The 14,982-nt window shown below is 71.7% G+C and carries 14 protein-coding genes; 5 read left to right on the forward strand and 9 right to left on the reverse strand.

Going from position 1 to position 14,982, the window contains the following annotated elements:
• Positions 1–4: 4 nt before the first annotated feature.
• Positions 5–3,316: a BTAD domain-containing putative transcriptional regulator gene (locus AB0I94_RS01500; protein WP_363307724.1), complete on the reverse strand. Its 3,312-nt coding sequence runs from the start codon at positions 3,314–3,316 to the stop codon at positions 5–7.
• 198 nt (positions 3,317–3,514) lie between these two features.
• Positions 3,515–3,880 (reverse strand): DUF6578 domain-containing protein, encoded by a 366-nt coding sequence (locus tag AB0I94_RS01505; protein WP_363307327.1) that lies wholly within the window; start codon positions 3,878–3,880, stop codon positions 3,515–3,517.
• A 107-nt stretch (positions 3,881–3,987) separates the two neighbouring features.
• Between AB0I94_RS01505 and AB0I94_RS01510 the strand changes: the two genes are divergently transcribed.
• Positions 3,988–4,791 (forward strand): site-2 protease family protein, encoded by an 804-nt coding sequence (locus tag AB0I94_RS01510; RefSeq protein ID WP_363307328.1) that lies wholly within the window; start codon positions 3,988–3,990, stop codon positions 4,789–4,791.
• Here the strand turns inward: AB0I94_RS01510 and AB0I94_RS01515 are convergent.
• The 3 genes from AB0I94_RS01515 to AB0I94_RS01525 form a co-directional block, all read right to left on the reverse strand.
• The gene (locus AB0I94_RS01515) at positions 4,781–4,969 is read right to left on the reverse strand and encodes a hypothetical protein (protein ID WP_363307329.1); all 189 of its coding nucleotides are present in this window, start codon (positions 4,967–4,969) and stop codon (positions 4,781–4,783) included. The two genes, AB0I94_RS01510 and AB0I94_RS01515, sit on opposite strands and share 11 nt — an antisense overlap.
• Positions 4,970–5,063: 94 nt before the next feature.
• Positions 5,064–5,768 carry an NADPH-dependent F420 reductase gene (gene npdG / locus AB0I94_RS01520; RefSeq protein WP_363307330.1) on the reverse strand — a complete coding sequence of 235 codons (705 nt, stop codon included), beginning with the start codon at positions 5,766–5,768 and terminating at the stop codon, positions 5,064–5,066.
• A 37-nt stretch (positions 5,769–5,805) separates the two neighbouring features.
• Positions 5,806–6,894: a sialidase family protein gene (locus tag AB0I94_RS01525; protein WP_363307331.1), complete on the reverse strand. Its 1,089-nt coding sequence runs from the start codon at positions 6,892–6,894 to the stop codon at positions 5,806–5,808.
• A 79-nt stretch (positions 6,895–6,973) separates the two neighbouring features.
• Between AB0I94_RS01525 and AB0I94_RS01530 the strand changes: the two genes are divergently transcribed.
• Positions 6,974–7,588: a hypothetical protein gene (locus tag AB0I94_RS01530; RefSeq protein WP_363307332.1), complete on the forward strand. Its 615-nt coding sequence runs from the start codon at positions 6,974–6,976 to the stop codon at positions 7,586–7,588.
• 217 nt (positions 7,589–7,805) lie between these two features.
• Positions 7,806–9,065: an MFS transporter gene (locus AB0I94_RS01535; RefSeq protein WP_363307725.1), complete on the forward strand. Its 1,260-nt coding sequence runs from the start codon at positions 7,806–7,808 to the stop codon at positions 9,063–9,065.
• A gap of 22 nt (positions 9,066–9,087) precedes the next feature.
• Here the strand turns inward: AB0I94_RS01535 and AB0I94_RS01540 are convergent, their stop codons facing one another.
• The gene (locus AB0I94_RS01540) at positions 9,088–9,330 is read right to left on the reverse strand and encodes a hypothetical protein (protein ID WP_363307333.1); all 243 of its coding nucleotides are present in this window, start codon (positions 9,328–9,330) and stop codon (positions 9,088–9,090) included.
• A 58-nt stretch (positions 9,331–9,388) separates the two neighbouring features.
• On the opposite strand from AB0I94_RS01540, the gene map reads away from it, so the two are divergent.
• Together map and AB0I94_RS01550 are read left to right on the forward strand one after the other, a co-directional pair.
• Complete coding sequence (map, locus tag AB0I94_RS01545) at positions 9,389–10,246, forward strand: type I methionyl aminopeptidase (RefSeq protein ID WP_363307334.1); 858 nt, start codon at positions 9,389–9,391, stop codon at positions 10,244–10,246.
• Between the two features lie 151 nt (positions 10,247–10,397).
• Complete coding sequence (locus AB0I94_RS01550) at positions 10,398–11,054, forward strand: biliverdin-producing heme oxygenase (RefSeq protein WP_363307335.1); 657 nt, start codon at positions 10,398–10,400, stop codon at positions 11,052–11,054.
• A 101-nt stretch (positions 11,055–11,155) separates the two neighbouring features.
• Here the strand turns inward: AB0I94_RS01550 and AB0I94_RS01555 are convergent, their stop codons facing one another.
• The 3 genes from AB0I94_RS01555 to AB0I94_RS01565 all read right to left on the reverse strand — a co-directional run bounded on the left by AB0I94_RS01555 (position 11,156) and on the right by AB0I94_RS01565 (position 14,889).
• On the reverse strand, positions 11,156–11,830 hold the full coding sequence (locus AB0I94_RS01555) for a PhzF family phenazine biosynthesis protein (RefSeq protein WP_363307336.1): 675 nt from the start codon (positions 11,828–11,830) through the stop codon (positions 11,156–11,158).
• A gap of 25 nt (positions 11,831–11,855) precedes the next feature.
• Positions 11,856–13,385, reverse strand: a complete 1,530-nt coding sequence (locus AB0I94_RS01560; protein ID WP_363307337.1) for an HtaA domain-containing protein — start codon at positions 13,383–13,385, stop codon at positions 11,856–11,858.
• Between the two features lie 79 nt (positions 13,386–13,464).
• Complete coding sequence (locus AB0I94_RS01565) at positions 13,465–14,889, reverse strand: HtaA domain-containing protein (RefSeq protein ID WP_363307338.1); 1,425 nt, start codon at positions 14,887–14,889, stop codon at positions 13,465–13,467.
• Between the last annotated feature and the right edge of the window lie 93 nt (positions 14,890–14,982).

Below are 14,982 nucleotides of genomic sequence, written 5' to 3' on the forward strand. Positions count from 1 at the left end.
CGCGCTAACCGATGTACCTGTCGCAGAGGGCGGCTGCCTCCTCCACGGAGAGGCGGCCGCCTTCCGCGTACGCGGCGTCGTACGCGGTGTCACCCAGTGCCCCGCGGGCCGACTCCACGGCACCGTCGCGGATTCCGCGCTCCGCGGCGGGCGCGAAGTGACCGGCCGGCAGCTCACGGTCGCCCACCGCGATCAGCCGGGCGGCGTCGTGGGCGTACCGGCCGTCGTCGAGTGCGGCCAGGGCGAGGGCGGCGGTGGTGAGGTGGACGGACGTCATCTGCGGCGCCATCATTTTGACCAGCGGGTCGAGAGACTTGTCGAGCGCGGCGCGCGCGGTGGTGAGCCCCTCGGCATGACGGCCCTCCACGGTGTCGATCCAGGCCTCGGCGCCCAGCATGAAACCCTCGAAGATGACGAACTCGACGGCCTCGAAGTCTCGCTCGAGCAGCCGGAGTTGTTCCCGCGCCGCGGCGGTGCGGCCGGTGCGGGCGAGCAGGTCGACGAGGAAGAAACGGGCGGCGGGCATGGCCTCGCCGGAATGCGCGGCGGCCTTGCCGTCATGCTCCAGGACCGACCAGAGCAGCTCCTCGCCCCGTACCGGATCGCCCCCCTCGGCGAGCACCGACCCGAGCCGCGCCGTGAGCACGCTCACCTGCGCGGGGGCACCGAGCCGCTCCGCGTGCCCGATGGCGGCCGCGAAGTCCTCGGCGGCCAGGACGAACCGGCCGCGCCGCTCATGGGCCTCGCCCCGCGAGGAGAGCGCCTCGGCCATGCCCCACACATCGCCGAGCCGGGTGAAGATCTCCAGGGACTCGTCGGCGTCACGGCGCGCGTCGCCCGCCCGGTCGGCGCGGTTGGCGAGGATGTTGGCGCGCTGCTGCAAGGACGCGGCGAGCTCCCAGTCGTACCCCCGCTCGCGGCAGGTGGCGATGGTCGCGTCGACGATGTCGTGCAGCTTGTCGATGTCACCGTCGAGCAGCACCGCGAAGAACCACAGGCTCCCGGGCGACCAGCAGGTCTGCGGCAGCCCCGGCCGGTAGGCCTCTCTGATGCCCGCGAGCTTCTCCACGGCCTCCGGCGTGTGCCAGGACTCCAGGTTCATGTCCATGCAGGAGAGCTGGATGAGGTGGACACCGCGCCGCGCCTCCTGAAGGACCTCGGGGCGCATGGGCGGCGGGTTGTCCGTGCAGCGTTCGTAGAGCGGTTCCACCGGGGTGACCGGGCGCGTGAAGGGGTCGGGGCCGAGGGCGACGACATCGCGGGACCAGTTGCGGATCTCTATGCGCAGGTCACGGATCGTCCAGTACCAGGAGAGCGAGAGGACCAGGCAGAGCGCCTCCTGCTCGTCCTTGGCGGCGACGGCGTGCCGCAGGGCGGTGCGCAGATTCTCGTACTCGATCTCCAGCCGTTCGACGGCCTCCCGCTGCCCGCCGCCCCGCAGGCGCGGTTCGGTCACCCGGGCCAGCTCGCGGAAGTACACCAGGTGGGCCCGCTCGGCGGCGCCGCGGTCGCCGGCCTCGTCGAGCCGCTCCCCCGCGTACTCCCCCACGGTCTCCAGGAGTCGGTAGCGCATGACGCCCTGCACCGAAGGGGCGGCGACGACAAGGGACTTGTCGACGAGGGAGCCGAGCGCGTCGGCCACGTCGGGCGACTCGCCCGGGGCCCCGCACACCGCCTCCGCGGCGGCCAGGTCGCAGCCGCCCGCGAAGACGGAGAGGCGGCGCAGGACGGTGCGTTCGGGGGTGTCCAGGAGGTCCCAGGACCAGTCGACGACCGCGCGCAGGGTCTGCTGGCGGGGCAGGACCGTGCGGGCGCCGTTCGTCAGGAGGCGGAAGCGGTCGTCCAGGCGGTCGGCGATCTGCCGGGGGGTGAGCATGCGCAGGCGGGCCGCGGCCAGCTCGATGGCCAGGGGCAGACCGTCCAGGCGCCGGCAGATCTCCGCCGCCGCGGCCCGGTCGTCCTCGACGCGGAAGCCGGGGCGCGCCGCCGCGCCGCGGTCCGCGAGCAGGCGCAGCGCGATCGGCTCCGGCAGCGGCTCCACGGGACGCAGCAACTCCCCCGGTACGCCGAGGGGTTCACGGCTGGTGGCGAGGATCGTGAGGCCTGGGCAGTGCGCAAGCAGCCGGTCCGCCAGGCGGGCCGCGGCATCGATGACGTGCTCGCAGTTGTCGAGGATCAGGAGCATGCGGCGCGGCCCGCAGTGCTCGGTGAGGCGGACGACGGGGTCGTCGCCGTGCCACTCCGAGACCGCCCGCAGCTCTTCGGCGCCCGCGCCGCGCAGCACCGTCTCGCGGGCACCGAGCGCGGTGAGGACCGCCTCCGGCACCGCGTCCGGGGATTCGACCGGCGCGAGCTCGGCCAGCCATACGCCGTCGGGCACGCCGTCGGCATGGGCCTCGGCCGCCTCCTGCGAGAGCCGTGTCTTCCCGGCGCCGCCGGGTCCGAGCAGCGTGACGAGTCGGGCCCGCGCCAGGTCGCCCCGGATCGCCTCGATGTCGTCCTCGCGGCCGACGAAGGAGGTGAGTCTGGCCCGCAGGTTGCCCTGCGCTCGCTTCGGCGGGTGGCTCCGGGCGGCGGGCGGAGAGGCGTCGGCGTGCAGCAACTCTGCGTGCAGGGCGCGGAGTTCGGGGCCGGGGTCGGCGCCGATGCGGTCCGCGATGAGACGGCGCACTTCGTCGTACGCGGCGAGTGCCTGCGCCGGGCGGCCGGCGTCGCGCAGTGCCCGCAGCCGCAGGGCCTGGAGCGGCTCGTCGAGGGGGTGCGCTTCGCACAGGGCGGCGAGCTCGGGCAGCACCTGCTCGGCCCGGCCGAGCGCGAGGGCCGCGGCCAGCCTGGCGCGGCGGGCCTCCAGGCGGCGGGCCTCCCACCGGGCCGCCTCCGCCGTGCGGTCCGGCAGGTCGGCGAGCACGGGGCCCTGCCAGAGGGCCAGCGCGTCGTCGAGGATCGCCGCCGCCTTGGGCGCGTCACCGTCGGCGAGGGCGTTCGCGCCCTCGGCCGCGAGGCGGTCGAAGCGATACAGGTCGATGTCGTCCGGCGCGGCGTACAGCCGATAGCCGCCGTCGACGGACACGATCGCCTCTGCTCCGATGGCCCGGCGCAGGCGGCCCACCAGGGCCTGGAGCGCGCCGGTCGCGTCGGCGGGCGGGTCGCCGTGCCACACCTCGTCGACGAGTACGGGCGCCGGGACGGGCCGGGGGGAGCGGAGGGCGAGGACGGTCAGGAGAGCGCGCAGCCTTGAACCGCCGACGGCGACGGTCGTGCCGTCGGCGCGGAATGCCTGGGTGGTGCCGAGAATGCGGTAGCGCACGGGGTCCATTGTCTCCGGTGGGGGTGAGAGCCGGTGCCGGGTGCCGCGCCAGGCCTGTGCGCACCGCTGATCACCGGCTTCGCCGAGCCCGTCCGCAAGCACCGGACGGGCTCTGTTCATTCTGTCCGCGGGTTTCCGTCTGTCCGCCGGGTTTCGGTCTGGCCGCGGGACAGTTTCATCCGGTCCGCGGGAATGGAGAGCCGCTGGTCATACGTCCTCCTCCGACACCTCCAGGGAGACGAGCACCCCGACTTCCCGCCGGAAGTACCCCTGTTCCCAGCTCCCTTCCACCGGGTCGACGAACCACTTCGGACACTTCTCCACCGGACGGAGCCACCGCTCCCCCTCCACCGGCTCGAACGCGTCCGAGCCGGGCCGCGGCTCGAACGCCTGTGTCGCCATCTGGATCGACCGCACCCTGCCCACGGTGTCGGGCCCCTCTTCCCCGTGCCGCTCCACGGTGTACAGCGACGGCCCGCCCTCCAACTGCCACGCCACCTCGTCCCCCACGGAGAACGGTGTCCCGCAGCACTCCATCTGCCAGTCGTCGTACATCACGTTCCGTAGCGCCATGCCCCCACCCTCCCCGGAACTCCCCACCGAGTGCGAGACGTTTTCGCCGTACGCCGGGGTACGGTCCCGTACGACAACCGGCCCGCCATCTCCAGGAGCCCCGCCCCATGACCACCGCTCCCATCCGACGAAGCGACCGGCGGATCAGCCCGGTCTTCCTCGGGATCGCCGCCGTCACCGCGGTCTCCGGCTGGGCCGCGTGGACTGGATTCGCGGACAATCCCGGGCTCGCGGTCTTCCTCTTCGTGACGGCGGCCTGGATCGTCTCGCTCTGTCTGCACGAGTACGCGCACGCCCGCACCGCCCTGCACAGCGGTGACATCTCCATCGGCGCGAAGGGCTATCTGACCCTCAACCCGCTGAAGTACACGCACGCGCTGCTCAGCATCGTCCTTCCGGTGCTCTTCGTGATCATGGGTGGAATCGGCCTGCCCGGCGGTGCCGTCTTCATCGAGCGGGCCCGGATCCAGGGCAAGTGGAAGCACAGTCTGATCTCGGCCGCCGGGCCGCTCACGAACGTGGCTTTCGCGGTCGTCTGCACCGCGCCCTTCTGGCTCGACGCCCTCTCCGGCGTCCCGGACACCTTCCGCTTCGCGCTCGCCTTCCTGGCGCTGCTCCAGGTGACGGCCGCGATCCTGAACTCGCTGCCCGTCCCGGGCCTGGACGGGTACGGCGTCATCGAGCCCTGGCTCTCGCACAAGATCCGCCGTCAGGTGGAGCCGTTCGCGCCGTTCGGTCTGATCGCCGTCTTCGGCATCCTGTGGATTCCCGAGGTCAACGGCGCCTTCTTCGACGCGGTCGACGCGATCCTGCGCGGCCTCGGCGTCCATGACCTGGAGACGTACTGCGGCCAGGACTTCTACCGCTTCTGGGACGGCGACCCGAGCCAGTACTGCACGCTCAGCCCGTAGCGGCGCGCGCGTCCCGCTCGGCCTTCGCGCGGCGCAGGTAGTACCACGCCATGTTCGAGGAGAGCCCGGCGAGCAGCACCCAGACGACGCCGATCCAGTAACCCTGGACGAAGGAGACGACGGCCGCCACGACGGCGAGGGCGCAGACCGTGAGGGCGTAGAGAGCGAGGCGGGGCATGGGGGTCGGCTCCTGTCGGGGGTCGGTCCGGGTTCTGGGCGGGCCGCCGTACGCGACGGCGTCCGGACCCAGTGTCCCCCATGCCCGCTACGTCCTAGACGTCGGTCACGCGCAGCCCCGCGTGGGCCTTGTAGCGCCGGTTCACGGAGATCAGGTTGGCCACCAGGGACTCGACCTGGTGCGCATTACGAAGCCGCCCCGCGAAGACGCCCCGCATCCCGGGGATACGCCCGGCGAGCGCCTGCACGATGTCCGTGTCGGCGCGGACCTCCCCGAGCACCATCACGTCGGTGTCGATCTCCTCGACGGCCGGGTCCTGGAGCAGGACCGCCGACAGGTGGTGGAAGGCGGCCGTGACGCGGGAGTCCGGCAGCAGGGCGGCGGCCTGCTCGGCGGCGCTGCCCTCCTCGGGCTTCAGGGCGTAGGCGCCCTTCTTGTCGAAGCCGAGCGGGTTCACGCAGTCGATGACGAGCTTGCCGCTCAGCTCGTCGCGCAGCGCCTCGAGCGTCTTGCCGTGCCCGTCCCACGGCACGGCGACGATCACGATGTCGCTGCGCCGCGCGCACTCGGCGTTCTCGGCACCCTCGACGCCGAGGCCGAGCTCGTCGGCGGCGCTCTGCGCCCGCTCGGCCGCGCGGGAGCCGATGATCACCTTCTGGCCGGCGCGGGCCAGGCGGTAGGCGAGGCCGCGGCCCTGGTCGCCGGTGCCGCCGAGCACGCCGACGACGAGCCCGGAGACGTCGGGCAGCTCCCAGGGGTCCTTGGCCGGAGGCTTCTGCACACTGTCGTTGGAGGTCATGCGGCCGACCTTACTCACCGCCCGGCCGCCGCCCGAGTCAGGTGAGCGCCGCCACCGGTATGCGCCGGAACGTGATCGTCTCGTATGCGCTGAAGTCTCCCGTCTCGTAGAGGAGTCCGACGGTCTCGTCGTCGACACGGACGAGGTCGGAGTACGCGGCGGGCAGCCCGTCCACCGTGTACGCGTCCTGCCACGTGGTGCCGCCGTCGCGGCTGCGGCGCACCGTCATCAGGGCACGGAAGCCCGGGTCGGCGGGCCCGGAGAACAGCAGCAGGTCCGGCGTACGCAGGTGCAGCACGCTGCACTCGACGACCGGGCCGACGAGCCCGGCCTGCGGCCGGAAGGGCTTGAGCAGGCTCTGGCCGCCGTCGCGGGAGTGGGCGTCGGCGCGGGTGCCGGGGGACGGGGAGTCGTTGCGGGTGTTGAAGTAGATCCGCCCGTCGGGGAGTTCGGCCGCGGTGGTCTCGTTCACGTTCACATAGCCGTTGGTGTTGTCGTCGACGTAGCCGATGCGCCAGGTCTGGCCGAGGTCGTCACTGAGCAGGCAGTGGCCGCCGTTGTACTTGCCCTCGGTGCCGTTGTCGGTGCCGGTCGGGGGCAGGGAGTGGTTGGCGGGCACGACGACACGGCCGGGGGCGCCGCCTCCGGCCAGCTGGATCGCGTGGCCCGGCGTGGTCGCGTACCACCGCCAGTTCGCCTTCTTCACCTGCCCGGTGATCTCCCGGGACGCCGACCAGGTCAGCCCGTCGTCGTCGCTGTGCCGCACCCAGATCCGCCGCCCGTTCGCGGCGGAGACCTGGCCGCGCCGGATGGCGTCCTCGGTCGCCGCGGCGGCGTTGCGGACGTGGACGAGGAGAATCCGGCCGGTGGCCAGGACGACGGGGGCGGGGTTGCCCGCGAGGCCGGTGCCGTTGTGGGCGACGACCTGGAGCGGACCCCAGGTGCGGCCGCCGTCGCCGGAGCGCTTCAGCACCACGTCGATGTTGCCGAAGTCCTCCTGCGAGCCGACCCTTCCCTCGCAGAAGGCCAGCAGGGTGCCGGAGGCGGACCGTACGACGGCGGGGATCCGGAAGCTCGCGTAGCCCTCACGTCCGGCGCGGAAGGGAACAGTTGTCTCATCAGCCATCCCCGGTCAGTCCCCACCCCGGACGAATTCCAGGTGAACTCCGCCTGACGACTCACTCGTTGGGGCAGGATGCGACCCCATGGACGCCGTACGGGTCGCGCTGCTGCGCGAAGTGCTCGCGGGAACCGAGTGGGTGGGCGCGACGCGCCGCTTCGCGGGGGCGCTGCGGTCCTCCGTGGTGCCGCACGGGGGCGGGCTGCTCCTTGTGGGCACGCAGGAGTACGAGCCGTGGCATCTGGCCGCGCATCTCGTGGACGAGGCGGCCTGGTCCGGGACGCCGGAACTGACGCCGACGCTCGTGCGCCACCGGGTGCGGGAGGGCGATCCCGCGCATCTGTCGACCGGGCTCGGCCGGATCGAGGCGGCGAGGCGCGGAGAGACCCTCCTGGTGGTGGCGCCGGACGCGCCCTCCGCGTCGCCGGGGGCCGAGCTCCTGGAGCGCGTCCACGACGCCCGCACCGCTGGAGCCACGGTGCTCTCCCTGGGTTCGGGACACGGTGATCTGCGGGCCATGGCTCACGAAGCGCTGACCGTGCCGGACTCGCCCGAACTGGACCTGGACATGGTCCAGCATCTGGTGAGCGCGGCGGCGGGGGAGAACTCGCTTCCGGCGGCACGGGGCCGCAGGCGCTTGCGTGACCGGCTGTCACGGCTGGCGGATCAGCTGACGGCGCCGCCGCCGGCGCGGTGGTGAGGTTTCTGGCGGGGGCGCCTTCTGCGGGGAACTGAGCCGCCGCTTCGCGGCGGATCTTCCCCCCCCCACCCACCCGATTACCCCGCAGGGCAAACGGGTGGGTGGGCGGGAGACATCCGCCGCGAAGCGGCGGTTCAGTCCTGCGCAGGAGGCGCCCCGCCCGGAGAATTCGGTTGCCCCGGCTCATGAGCAGCACTGACCATGGCTGTTCGTGTCCATCTCCTCGATACTTCCCGACCTCTCCCCCTGGCGCTCCACGCGTGACTTCCGGCTGCTCTGGATACAGGGTCTTGTCACGACCTTCGGCAGCTTCATGGCCCTGGTCGCGCTGCCGTTGCAGATCAAGGACCTCACGGACTCGCCGCTCGCCGTCGGCGCGATGGGCGCGGTCGAGCTGGTGCCGCTGATCGTCTTCGGCCTCTACGGGGGCGCGCTGGCCGACGCGGTCGACCGGCGCCGGGTGATTCTCCTGACCGAGGCGGGGCTGGGCCTGCTGGCCGCCGTCCTGTTGGTGAACGCGCTCCTTCCGGAGCCGCTGCTGTGGCCGCTGTACGTGGTGGCGGCGGGCGTCTCCGCGCTCGCGGGTCTGCAACGTCCCGCGCTCGACTCCCTGATGGCCCGCATCGTGCCGCACGACCAGCTCACCGCCGCGGCGGCGCTCAACTCCCTGCGCTGGAACGTCGGCGCGATCGCGGCCCCCGCCCTGGCCGGCCTGGTCGTCGCCTATGCCGGGCACGCGCCCGCGTACGCGGTGACGGTGTTCTCCTTCGTCGTCTCCGTGGCCCTGTGCACCCGCATCGCGCCCGCGCCTCCCGCGCACGACGCGCAGAAGCCGTCCCTGCGGGGCCTGGCGGAGGGCGCGCGTTTCGCGTGGTCGCGGCCGGTGCTGCTCGGCACGTACGCGATCGACATGGCGGCGATGTTCTTCGCCTTCCCGAACACGATCTTCCCGTTCCTCGCGGAGGATCTCGACGCGGAGTGGTCGCTCGGTCTGATGTACGCGGCCGGGGCGGTGGGCTCGCTGCTGCTCAGCCTGACCAGCGGGTGGACGTCACGGGTGCGGCGGCACGGGGTGCTCGTCGTGTTCGGGGCGGCGGGGTGGGGGCTCGCGATCACGGCCGCCGGTTGGTTCGCGAACGTCTGGCTGGTTCTGGTGTGCCTGGCGCTCGCGGGCGCGGGAGACATGCTCAGCGGGCTCGGCCGCTCGACGATCTGGAACCAGACGATCCCGGACGAGCTGCGGGGCCGCCTCGCCGGCATCGAGGTGCTCTCCTACAGCGTCGGCCCGCAGCTCGGCCAGGTCCGCGCGGGCGCGGCCGCCGGCTGGACGGGCACCCGCGCCGCCATCTGGTCGGGCGGCCTCGCCTGCGTGGCCTCGGTCGCCGCCCTGACCGCGGTGCTGCCGAAGCTGCTGTCGTACGACGCGAGCACGGACGAGGACGCCGTCCGGCGCCGCGAGGTGTCCGGCGCCGGGTGACCGGCCCCCGTGGGCGAGCGGGTCAGCCCCTGCCCTCGCCCTCGCCTCCACCCCCGGCACCCTTGTCATGCCACTTCGGGTCCGTCTCCCATTCGAGATTGCGCTCGGCGGCCGTCTCCATCGCCCGCTGGGCCTCCTCGCGGGACCCGTACGGCCCGAAGCGGTCCTTGCCCGGACAGTCGGGGCCCTCCTCGACCTTTCGGTGCTCCAGGCAGTAGTACCACTCGCCCGGTTTGCCGACGGTCCGCCTCTTGAACAGTGGCATGGTCTGCTCCTCTCTCTCCCGCCATGCTGCCCCACCACCGCTGGTTAGACTCGCTGGCATGTCTGGCCAGTCACTGCTCGTCCCAGGGGAGCTCTCCCCCATCCGCCCCGTTCCGGGAAACATCAGGCGCCCGGAGTACGTGGGGAAACCCGCGCCCACCCCGTACACCGGGCCCGAGGTGCAGACCCCGGAGACCATCGAACTGATGCGCACCGCGGGCCGTATCGCCGCGCGCGCGATGGCCGAGGCCGCCAAGCACATCGCGCCCGGCGTGACCACCGATGAGCTGGACCGCGTCGCCCACGAGTACATGTGCGACCACGGCGCCTACCCCTCCACGCTCGGCTACCGCGGCTTCAAGAAGTCGCTGTGCACCTCCGTCAACGAGGTCATCTGCCACGGCATCCCGGACTCCACCGTCCTCAACGACGGCGACATCATCAACCTCGACGTGACCGCGTACATCGGCGGTGTGCACGGCGACAACAACGCGACGTACCTGGTCGGGGACGTCGACGAGGAGTCCCGGCTGCTCGTGGAGCGGACCCGCGAGTGCCTCGACCGCGCCATCAAGGCGGTCAAGCCCGGCCGCCAGATCAACATCATCGGCCGCGTCATCGAGTCGTACGCCAAGCGCTTCGGCTACGGCGTCGTCCGCGACTTCACCGGCCACGGCATCAACACGTCCTTCCACTCCGGCCTGATCGTCCCGCACTACGACAGCCCGCACGCGACGACCGTGATCAAGCCCGGCATGACGTTCACCATCGAGCCGATGCTGACCCTCGGCACGTACGACTACGACATGTGGGAGGACGGCTGGACCGTGGTGACGAAGGACCGCAAGCGGACCGCGCAGTTCGAGCACACTCTCGTGGTCACGGACAGCGGGGCGGAGATCCTTACGCTTCCCTGAGCTCAGAGCGGGTAGCGTTTTACCGACAGGGCGTCGGGAACCAGTTGACTTAGGCAAGCCTAAGTTAGATGATCGGTGGAGGTCACCGGTTCCGTCACTGGTTCCCGCCTTCCCTCGGCGTTTCTCGCTTTCTTCGCTTCGGAGGTCCCTCATGGATCCGTTCTCGACGGTCATCCGCACCGCCTCGCACGAGCAGCACACGGAGGCGGAGACCTCGACGTTCATGAGCGATCTGCTGGGCGGCAGGCTCGGCGTCGACGCGTACGCCCGCTACACGGAACAGCTGTGGTTCGTGTACCGCGCCCTTGAGGAGGGCGCCGCCACGCTGAAGGACGACCCGGTCGCCGGCCCGTTCATCCAGCCCGAGCTGGAGCGCGTGGCGGAGCTGGAGCGGGACCTCGCGCATCTGCGGGGCGCAGGCTGGAAGTCCTTCGCCGCCCCGCTGCCCGCCACGGCGGCGTACGCGACGCGGGTCGCGGAGTGCGCGCGGGAGTGGCCCGGCGGTTATGTCGCCCACCACTACACCCGCTACCTCGGCGATCTCTCCGGCGGCCAGATCATCCGCGGCAAGGCGGAACAGACGTGGGGCTTTGCCCGCAAGGGCGACGGTGTCCGTTTCTACGTCTTCGAGGGGATCTCGAATCCGGCGGCGTTCAAGCGGGGCTATCGGGAGCTGCTCGACGGTCTGGGAGAGGTGGTCCCGGACGAGCTGGAGCGGCAGCGGATCGTGGACGAGTGCAAGCGCGCTTTCGCTTTGAACACCGCGGTCTTCCGTGAGCTGGGGGACGAGTTCCCGCTGTCGGCGTAGGGCGGACCCTGCGGGGCCTTCCCCAATCCCGCCCCTTCCCGAAACGGGCTGAGTCTCTCAGCCCGTCCGGCGTTTGAGGACGAACTCGGCGAAGCCGGTGATCAACGGCGCCCAAGGCCCCCGGCCAGGCGCCGCACCCGTCCCCCCACCTCGATCAACCCGCCCGGCGCAGGCGCCGTAAGGATCTGCGAGCCACGCCCCTGCGTGATGTTGAGCGCACGGCCCTGCTCGGCGCACAGCAGCAACGCCGCCGCCCCCGTCGCCTCGTCCTCCCGGATGCCGTCGTCACGGCCGGGGAAGGCCCTGGCCCGCACTCGACCCGCCGCTTCGTCCTCCCACGCCCACGCGTAGATCCACTCCCCCGGCGGGGGCACCGCGAGGGCATTCACCTCGGCCGGAGTCCCGTACTCGCGCAGCGTCCGCGGCGGCGCCCACTCGGCCCGCGCAGCGATCCAGCTGAACTCCCCGTCCTGGCGGGCCTCCACGACCCCCGCGGGCGTGACCAGTTCAGGGACGTCGAGGAGCCAGGACGTACCGACGCAGGGGTGCCCGGCGAAGGGCAGCCGCAGGGTGGGGGTGTAGATGTCGATGACCCCGCGCTCGGGGTCATCGACGAACACCGTCTCGCTGAAGCCGAGCTTCGCGGCGACCGCCTGCCGCTCGTCCCGCACGGGCACGCGGGCCCCGTCACGCACGACACCCAGCTCATTGCCGTGCCGACCGTCGGGCCCGCAGAAGACCCGGAGTACGTCGAGGCCGTCAGGCAGTTGCGTCATCCCGGCATTCAAGCACCCTCGGGCCTCAGGAAGCCCGGCGGCGAGCCACGAAGACCGCTCCGGCGCCCGCGGCGGCGATCGCACCCGCCGCCCCGAGCAGCGCGCCCGTCGGCACCGACGAACCGGTGGACGCCAGCGAGCCCCCCGTACCGCCGCCGACCGTGCCCCCGAGGTCGGACGAACCCCCGCCGGTGGAACCGGAGCCGGCCGAGCCGCCCGTCGAACCCCCCGTCGAGCCGCCGCTGCCGCTCGGCAGCTCCGCGCCCTCGGCGACGGAGAGCGCCACCGTCACGGGGTCGATCGCGTCACCCTCCTTGTAGCCGGAGGGCGCGTCCTCGCTCTCGAACTGCTTCGCGCCCGCCGCGGTGAACGCCGCGGGAACCTTGTCGAGCACGACGACGTCGTCCTTCGCCGCGTACGAGGCCTTGGAGAGGTCGAGCGTCGCGAACTTCACGTCGTTGTTGGTGCCCTTGGGCGTGGTGACGTCCACGCTCAGCGTGCCCTTGGCACCGTCCGCCGCGACCTTGATGTCGCTGAACTTCATGTCGATGCCGTGCGCCTTGTACTCGAAGCGGACGGCGCCGCCGAAGGACGCGTTCAGCTTCTTCGCGTCGCTGTCCACGTCACCCTCGGCGTACGGGAAGTCGTAGCCGTTGTCGTTCTTCTCCGCGCCGCCGGAGAGCGTGGCGCCGCCGCCGGACTCGATGTAGCGGCGGAAGCTCTCCTTCACGCCCCAGGCGAGCGAACCGTCGTGGACCTCGCCCGCGGGCTGTCCGGTCCCGGAGGACGGCTTCGGGGTCGTGGTGGGCTTGTCCGTCGGCTTCGGGGTCCCGCTGGGCTTCTCGGTCGGCTCGGGCGTCGCGGTGGGCTTGTCCGTCGGCTTCGGCGTCTGGGTCGGCTTCTCCGTCGGCTTCTCGGTCGGCTTCTGGGTCGGAGCGCCGCCCGCCTTCACCGTGAGGGTGGCCGGGTCGAGCTTGTCGCCCTCCTTGTACATGTTGTTGAAGGCCTTGGCGCCGTCCGCCGTCAGCGTCGCCGGGATGTCCTTGAAGGTCATGGCGCCGCCCTCGCCCTGACCCGGCCTGATCCCGGTCAGGTCCAGCTCGGCGAGGTCGATGTCGTTCTGGACGGCGCCGTTGAGGCTGACGTCGGCCTGGATGGCGCCGCCCGTGCCCTCGGTGCGGACCTTGACGTCGGCGACCTTGATGTCGAAGCGGTGGGCCGTGGAGGAGAAGCGGACGCTGCCCTTGAAGGCGGTGTCGGTGGCGTGTGTCCCCGTGTCGTACGTCCCCTTGCCGTCGGTGAAGGTGAACACCCCGTTGCCGACAGCCTGCTTGGCACCGTCCGATGCCTCGATCTTGCCCACGGCGATGCCCGTGACGTACTTGCGGAAGGACTCCTTGAGGCCCCAGTCCAGCGTGCCGTCCTTCAGCTCCACCTTCGGCGCGGCGCCGCCGCCGTCGGCGGCGAGCGCCGGAAGGGTCAGGGCGGTCGCGCCGAGGGTGATGGCGGTCGCGGCGGCTGCCGCGAGGGTTATGGGGCGTCGGGTGACGGCCATGATCAGGCTTCTCCTTGAGAAGAGATGAGGTGACAGCGGAGAAAGAGCAGGACGTTGAGCGATACGGACGACGAGGCGGTCAGGCGTCCGTCGCCGCACGCTTCTTGCGTACGACCCCGAACGTGACCGCAGCGGCGAGCAGCACCGCCACGCCCGCGCCGACGCCGATCGGCACGGCGGGCGACGAGGAATCGGACGAGTCGGCGGCGTTCTCGGTCTTCGGCGCGGCGGCCTTCTTCGCCTGCGGGGCCGGGCTCGCGGACGAGCCCAGGTCCGGCAGCGCGGGCAGCTTCGCGTCGGCGTCGAGGGCGACGGCGAGGGAGAGGGGGTCCATCTCAGAACCCGCCTTGTACATGCCGCCGAACGCCTTGGCGCCGTCGGCGGTGAGCTTCGAGGGCACTTCGGTGAGGGAGACCAGCCCGTTCTGCGGCTTCAGCTCCTTCGCGGCGAAGGTGACCAGCGGGGCCTTCTTCAGCGTGACGCCCTTGTCGCCCTTGCTGTCGACGTCGGCGAGGAGTGTGCCCTTGCCGTCCTTCACCTTGACGGCGACCTTGCTCAGCGCGAGGTCGAGGCCGCGCTCGCCGGTGAAGCGCACCGTGCCCGCGAAGTCCGCGTCGAGCGTCTGCTTCTTCTTGTCGTACGACCCCTCGCCCCGGGGGAAGCGGAAGAGCGCGCCGCCGTCCTGGGCCCCCGCCGACAGTTTCCACTCACCCTTGGCGATGGAGCCGGTGACGTACTCCCGGAAGGTGCGGCGCACGCCCCAGTCGACGGCGCCGTCCTCGATCCGTCCCGCCTCGGCCTTCTTCCCGGACGAAGGCTTCGGAGAGGGTTTCGACGAGGGCTTCTTCGCGGGGGCGGAGGAAGCGGACTTCGCCGCGAGGTCCGTGGACAGACTCACCCGGTCGAGCTCGGTGCCCGCCGTGTAGTACCCGGCGAAGGCTTTCGCGCCCTGGGAAGTGAGCGTCGCCGGGAGGTTGTCGAGGGCGATCGGTCCCGAGCCGCCCTTCATGTCGATGCCGGACATGCCGAGGGTCGCGAGCGGCACCTGGGCGTTGGTCGTGACCTTGCCCGTGCCCTTCTCCTTGCTGACCATGTCGGCGTAGAGCGTGCCGGAGCCGCCGGCGATCTTGACGGTGGGGCGGCTGATGGTCAGGTCCAGCTCGTACGAGCCGTCCTTCCTGTGCCCGAGGAAGTGCACTCCACCGGAGAAGGCGGCGCTGAAGGCCCCGCTGTCCGGGTCGTACGAGCCCTTCGCCGAGTGGAAGCGGAACTGGCTGCCGCCGACCGTCGCGGCGCCGCCCCGCAGGGTCGAACTCCCCTGGGCGATCGGCCCGGTGACGTAGCTCTGGAACGAGGATTTGATGCCCCAGTCGAGCCGTCCGCCCTGGACCGTGCGGTCCTCGGCGTGCGCGGCGGCCGTGGGGAGCAGTGCTCCGACGAGTGCGGTGAGCACCGCCACGGCTCCGGCGCGGGCGATGGCTCGCACCTGTCTTGACGACGGCATGGGACCCCTCCGGGTGTAGCTAATGAGGTAAGGCTAACCTAAACTACGATCACTCAGGCTGGAACCCCCATCCCGGCCAACCGGCCCCAGGCG

This window comes from Streptomyces sp. NPDC050147, assembly GCF_040660195.1.
Lineage (GTDB): Bacteria > Actinomycetota > Actinomycetes > Streptomycetales > Streptomycetaceae > Streptomyces.

What these genes read in the sequence shown, in the direction of transcription:
- AB0I94_RS01510 (WP_363307328.1), top strand. Translation starts at nt 3,988, where the DNA reads ATGACCACCGCTCCCATCCGACGAAGCGACCGGCGGATCAGCCCGGTC.
- AB0I94_RS01560 (WP_363307337.1), bottom strand. Translation starts at nt 13,385, where the DNA reads ATGGCCGTCACCCGACGCCCCATAACCCTCGCGGCAGCCGCCGCGACC.
- AB0I94_RS01505 (WP_363307327.1), bottom strand. Translation starts at nt 3,880, where the DNA reads ATGGCGCTACGGAACGTGATGTACGACGACTGGCAGATGGAGTGCTGC.
- AB0I94_RS01500 (WP_363307724.1), bottom strand. Translation starts at nt 3,316, where the DNA reads ATGGACCCCGTGCGCTACCGCATTCTCGGCACCACCCAGGCATTCCGC.
- npdG (WP_363307330.1), bottom strand. Translation starts at nt 5,768, where the DNA reads ATGACCTCCAACGACAGTGTGCAGAAGCCTCCGGCCAAGGACCCCTGG.
- AB0I94_RS01530 (WP_363307332.1), top strand. Translation starts at nt 6,974, where the DNA reads ATGGACGCCGTACGGGTCGCGCTGCTGCGCGAAGTGCTCGCGGGAACC.
- AB0I94_RS01525 (WP_363307331.1), bottom strand. Translation starts at nt 6,894, where the DNA reads ATGGCTGATGAGACAACTGTTCCCTTCCGCGCCGGACGTGAGGGCTAC.
- AB0I94_RS01555 (WP_363307336.1), bottom strand. Translation starts at nt 11,830, where the DNA reads ATGACGCAACTGCCTGACGGCCTCGACGTACTCCGGGTCTTCTGCGGG.
- AB0I94_RS01540 (WP_363307333.1), bottom strand. Translation starts at nt 9,330, where the DNA reads ATGCCACTGTTCAAGAGGCGGACCGTCGGCAAACCGGGCGAGTGGTAC.
- AB0I94_RS01550 (WP_363307335.1), top strand. Translation starts at nt 10,398, where the DNA reads ATGGATCCGTTCTCGACGGTCATCCGCACCGCCTCGCACGAGCAGCAC.
- AB0I94_RS01515 (WP_363307329.1), bottom strand. Translation starts at nt 4,969, where the DNA reads ATGCCCCGCCTCGCTCTCTACGCCCTCACGGTCTGCGCCCTCGCCGTC.
- AB0I94_RS01565 (WP_363307338.1), bottom strand. Translation starts at nt 14,889, where the DNA reads ATGCCGTCGTCAAGACAGGTGCGAGCCATCGCCCGCGCCGGAGCCGTG.
- map (WP_363307334.1), top strand. Translation starts at nt 9,389, where the DNA reads ATGTCTGGCCAGTCACTGCTCGTCCCAGGGGAGCTCTCCCCCATCCGC.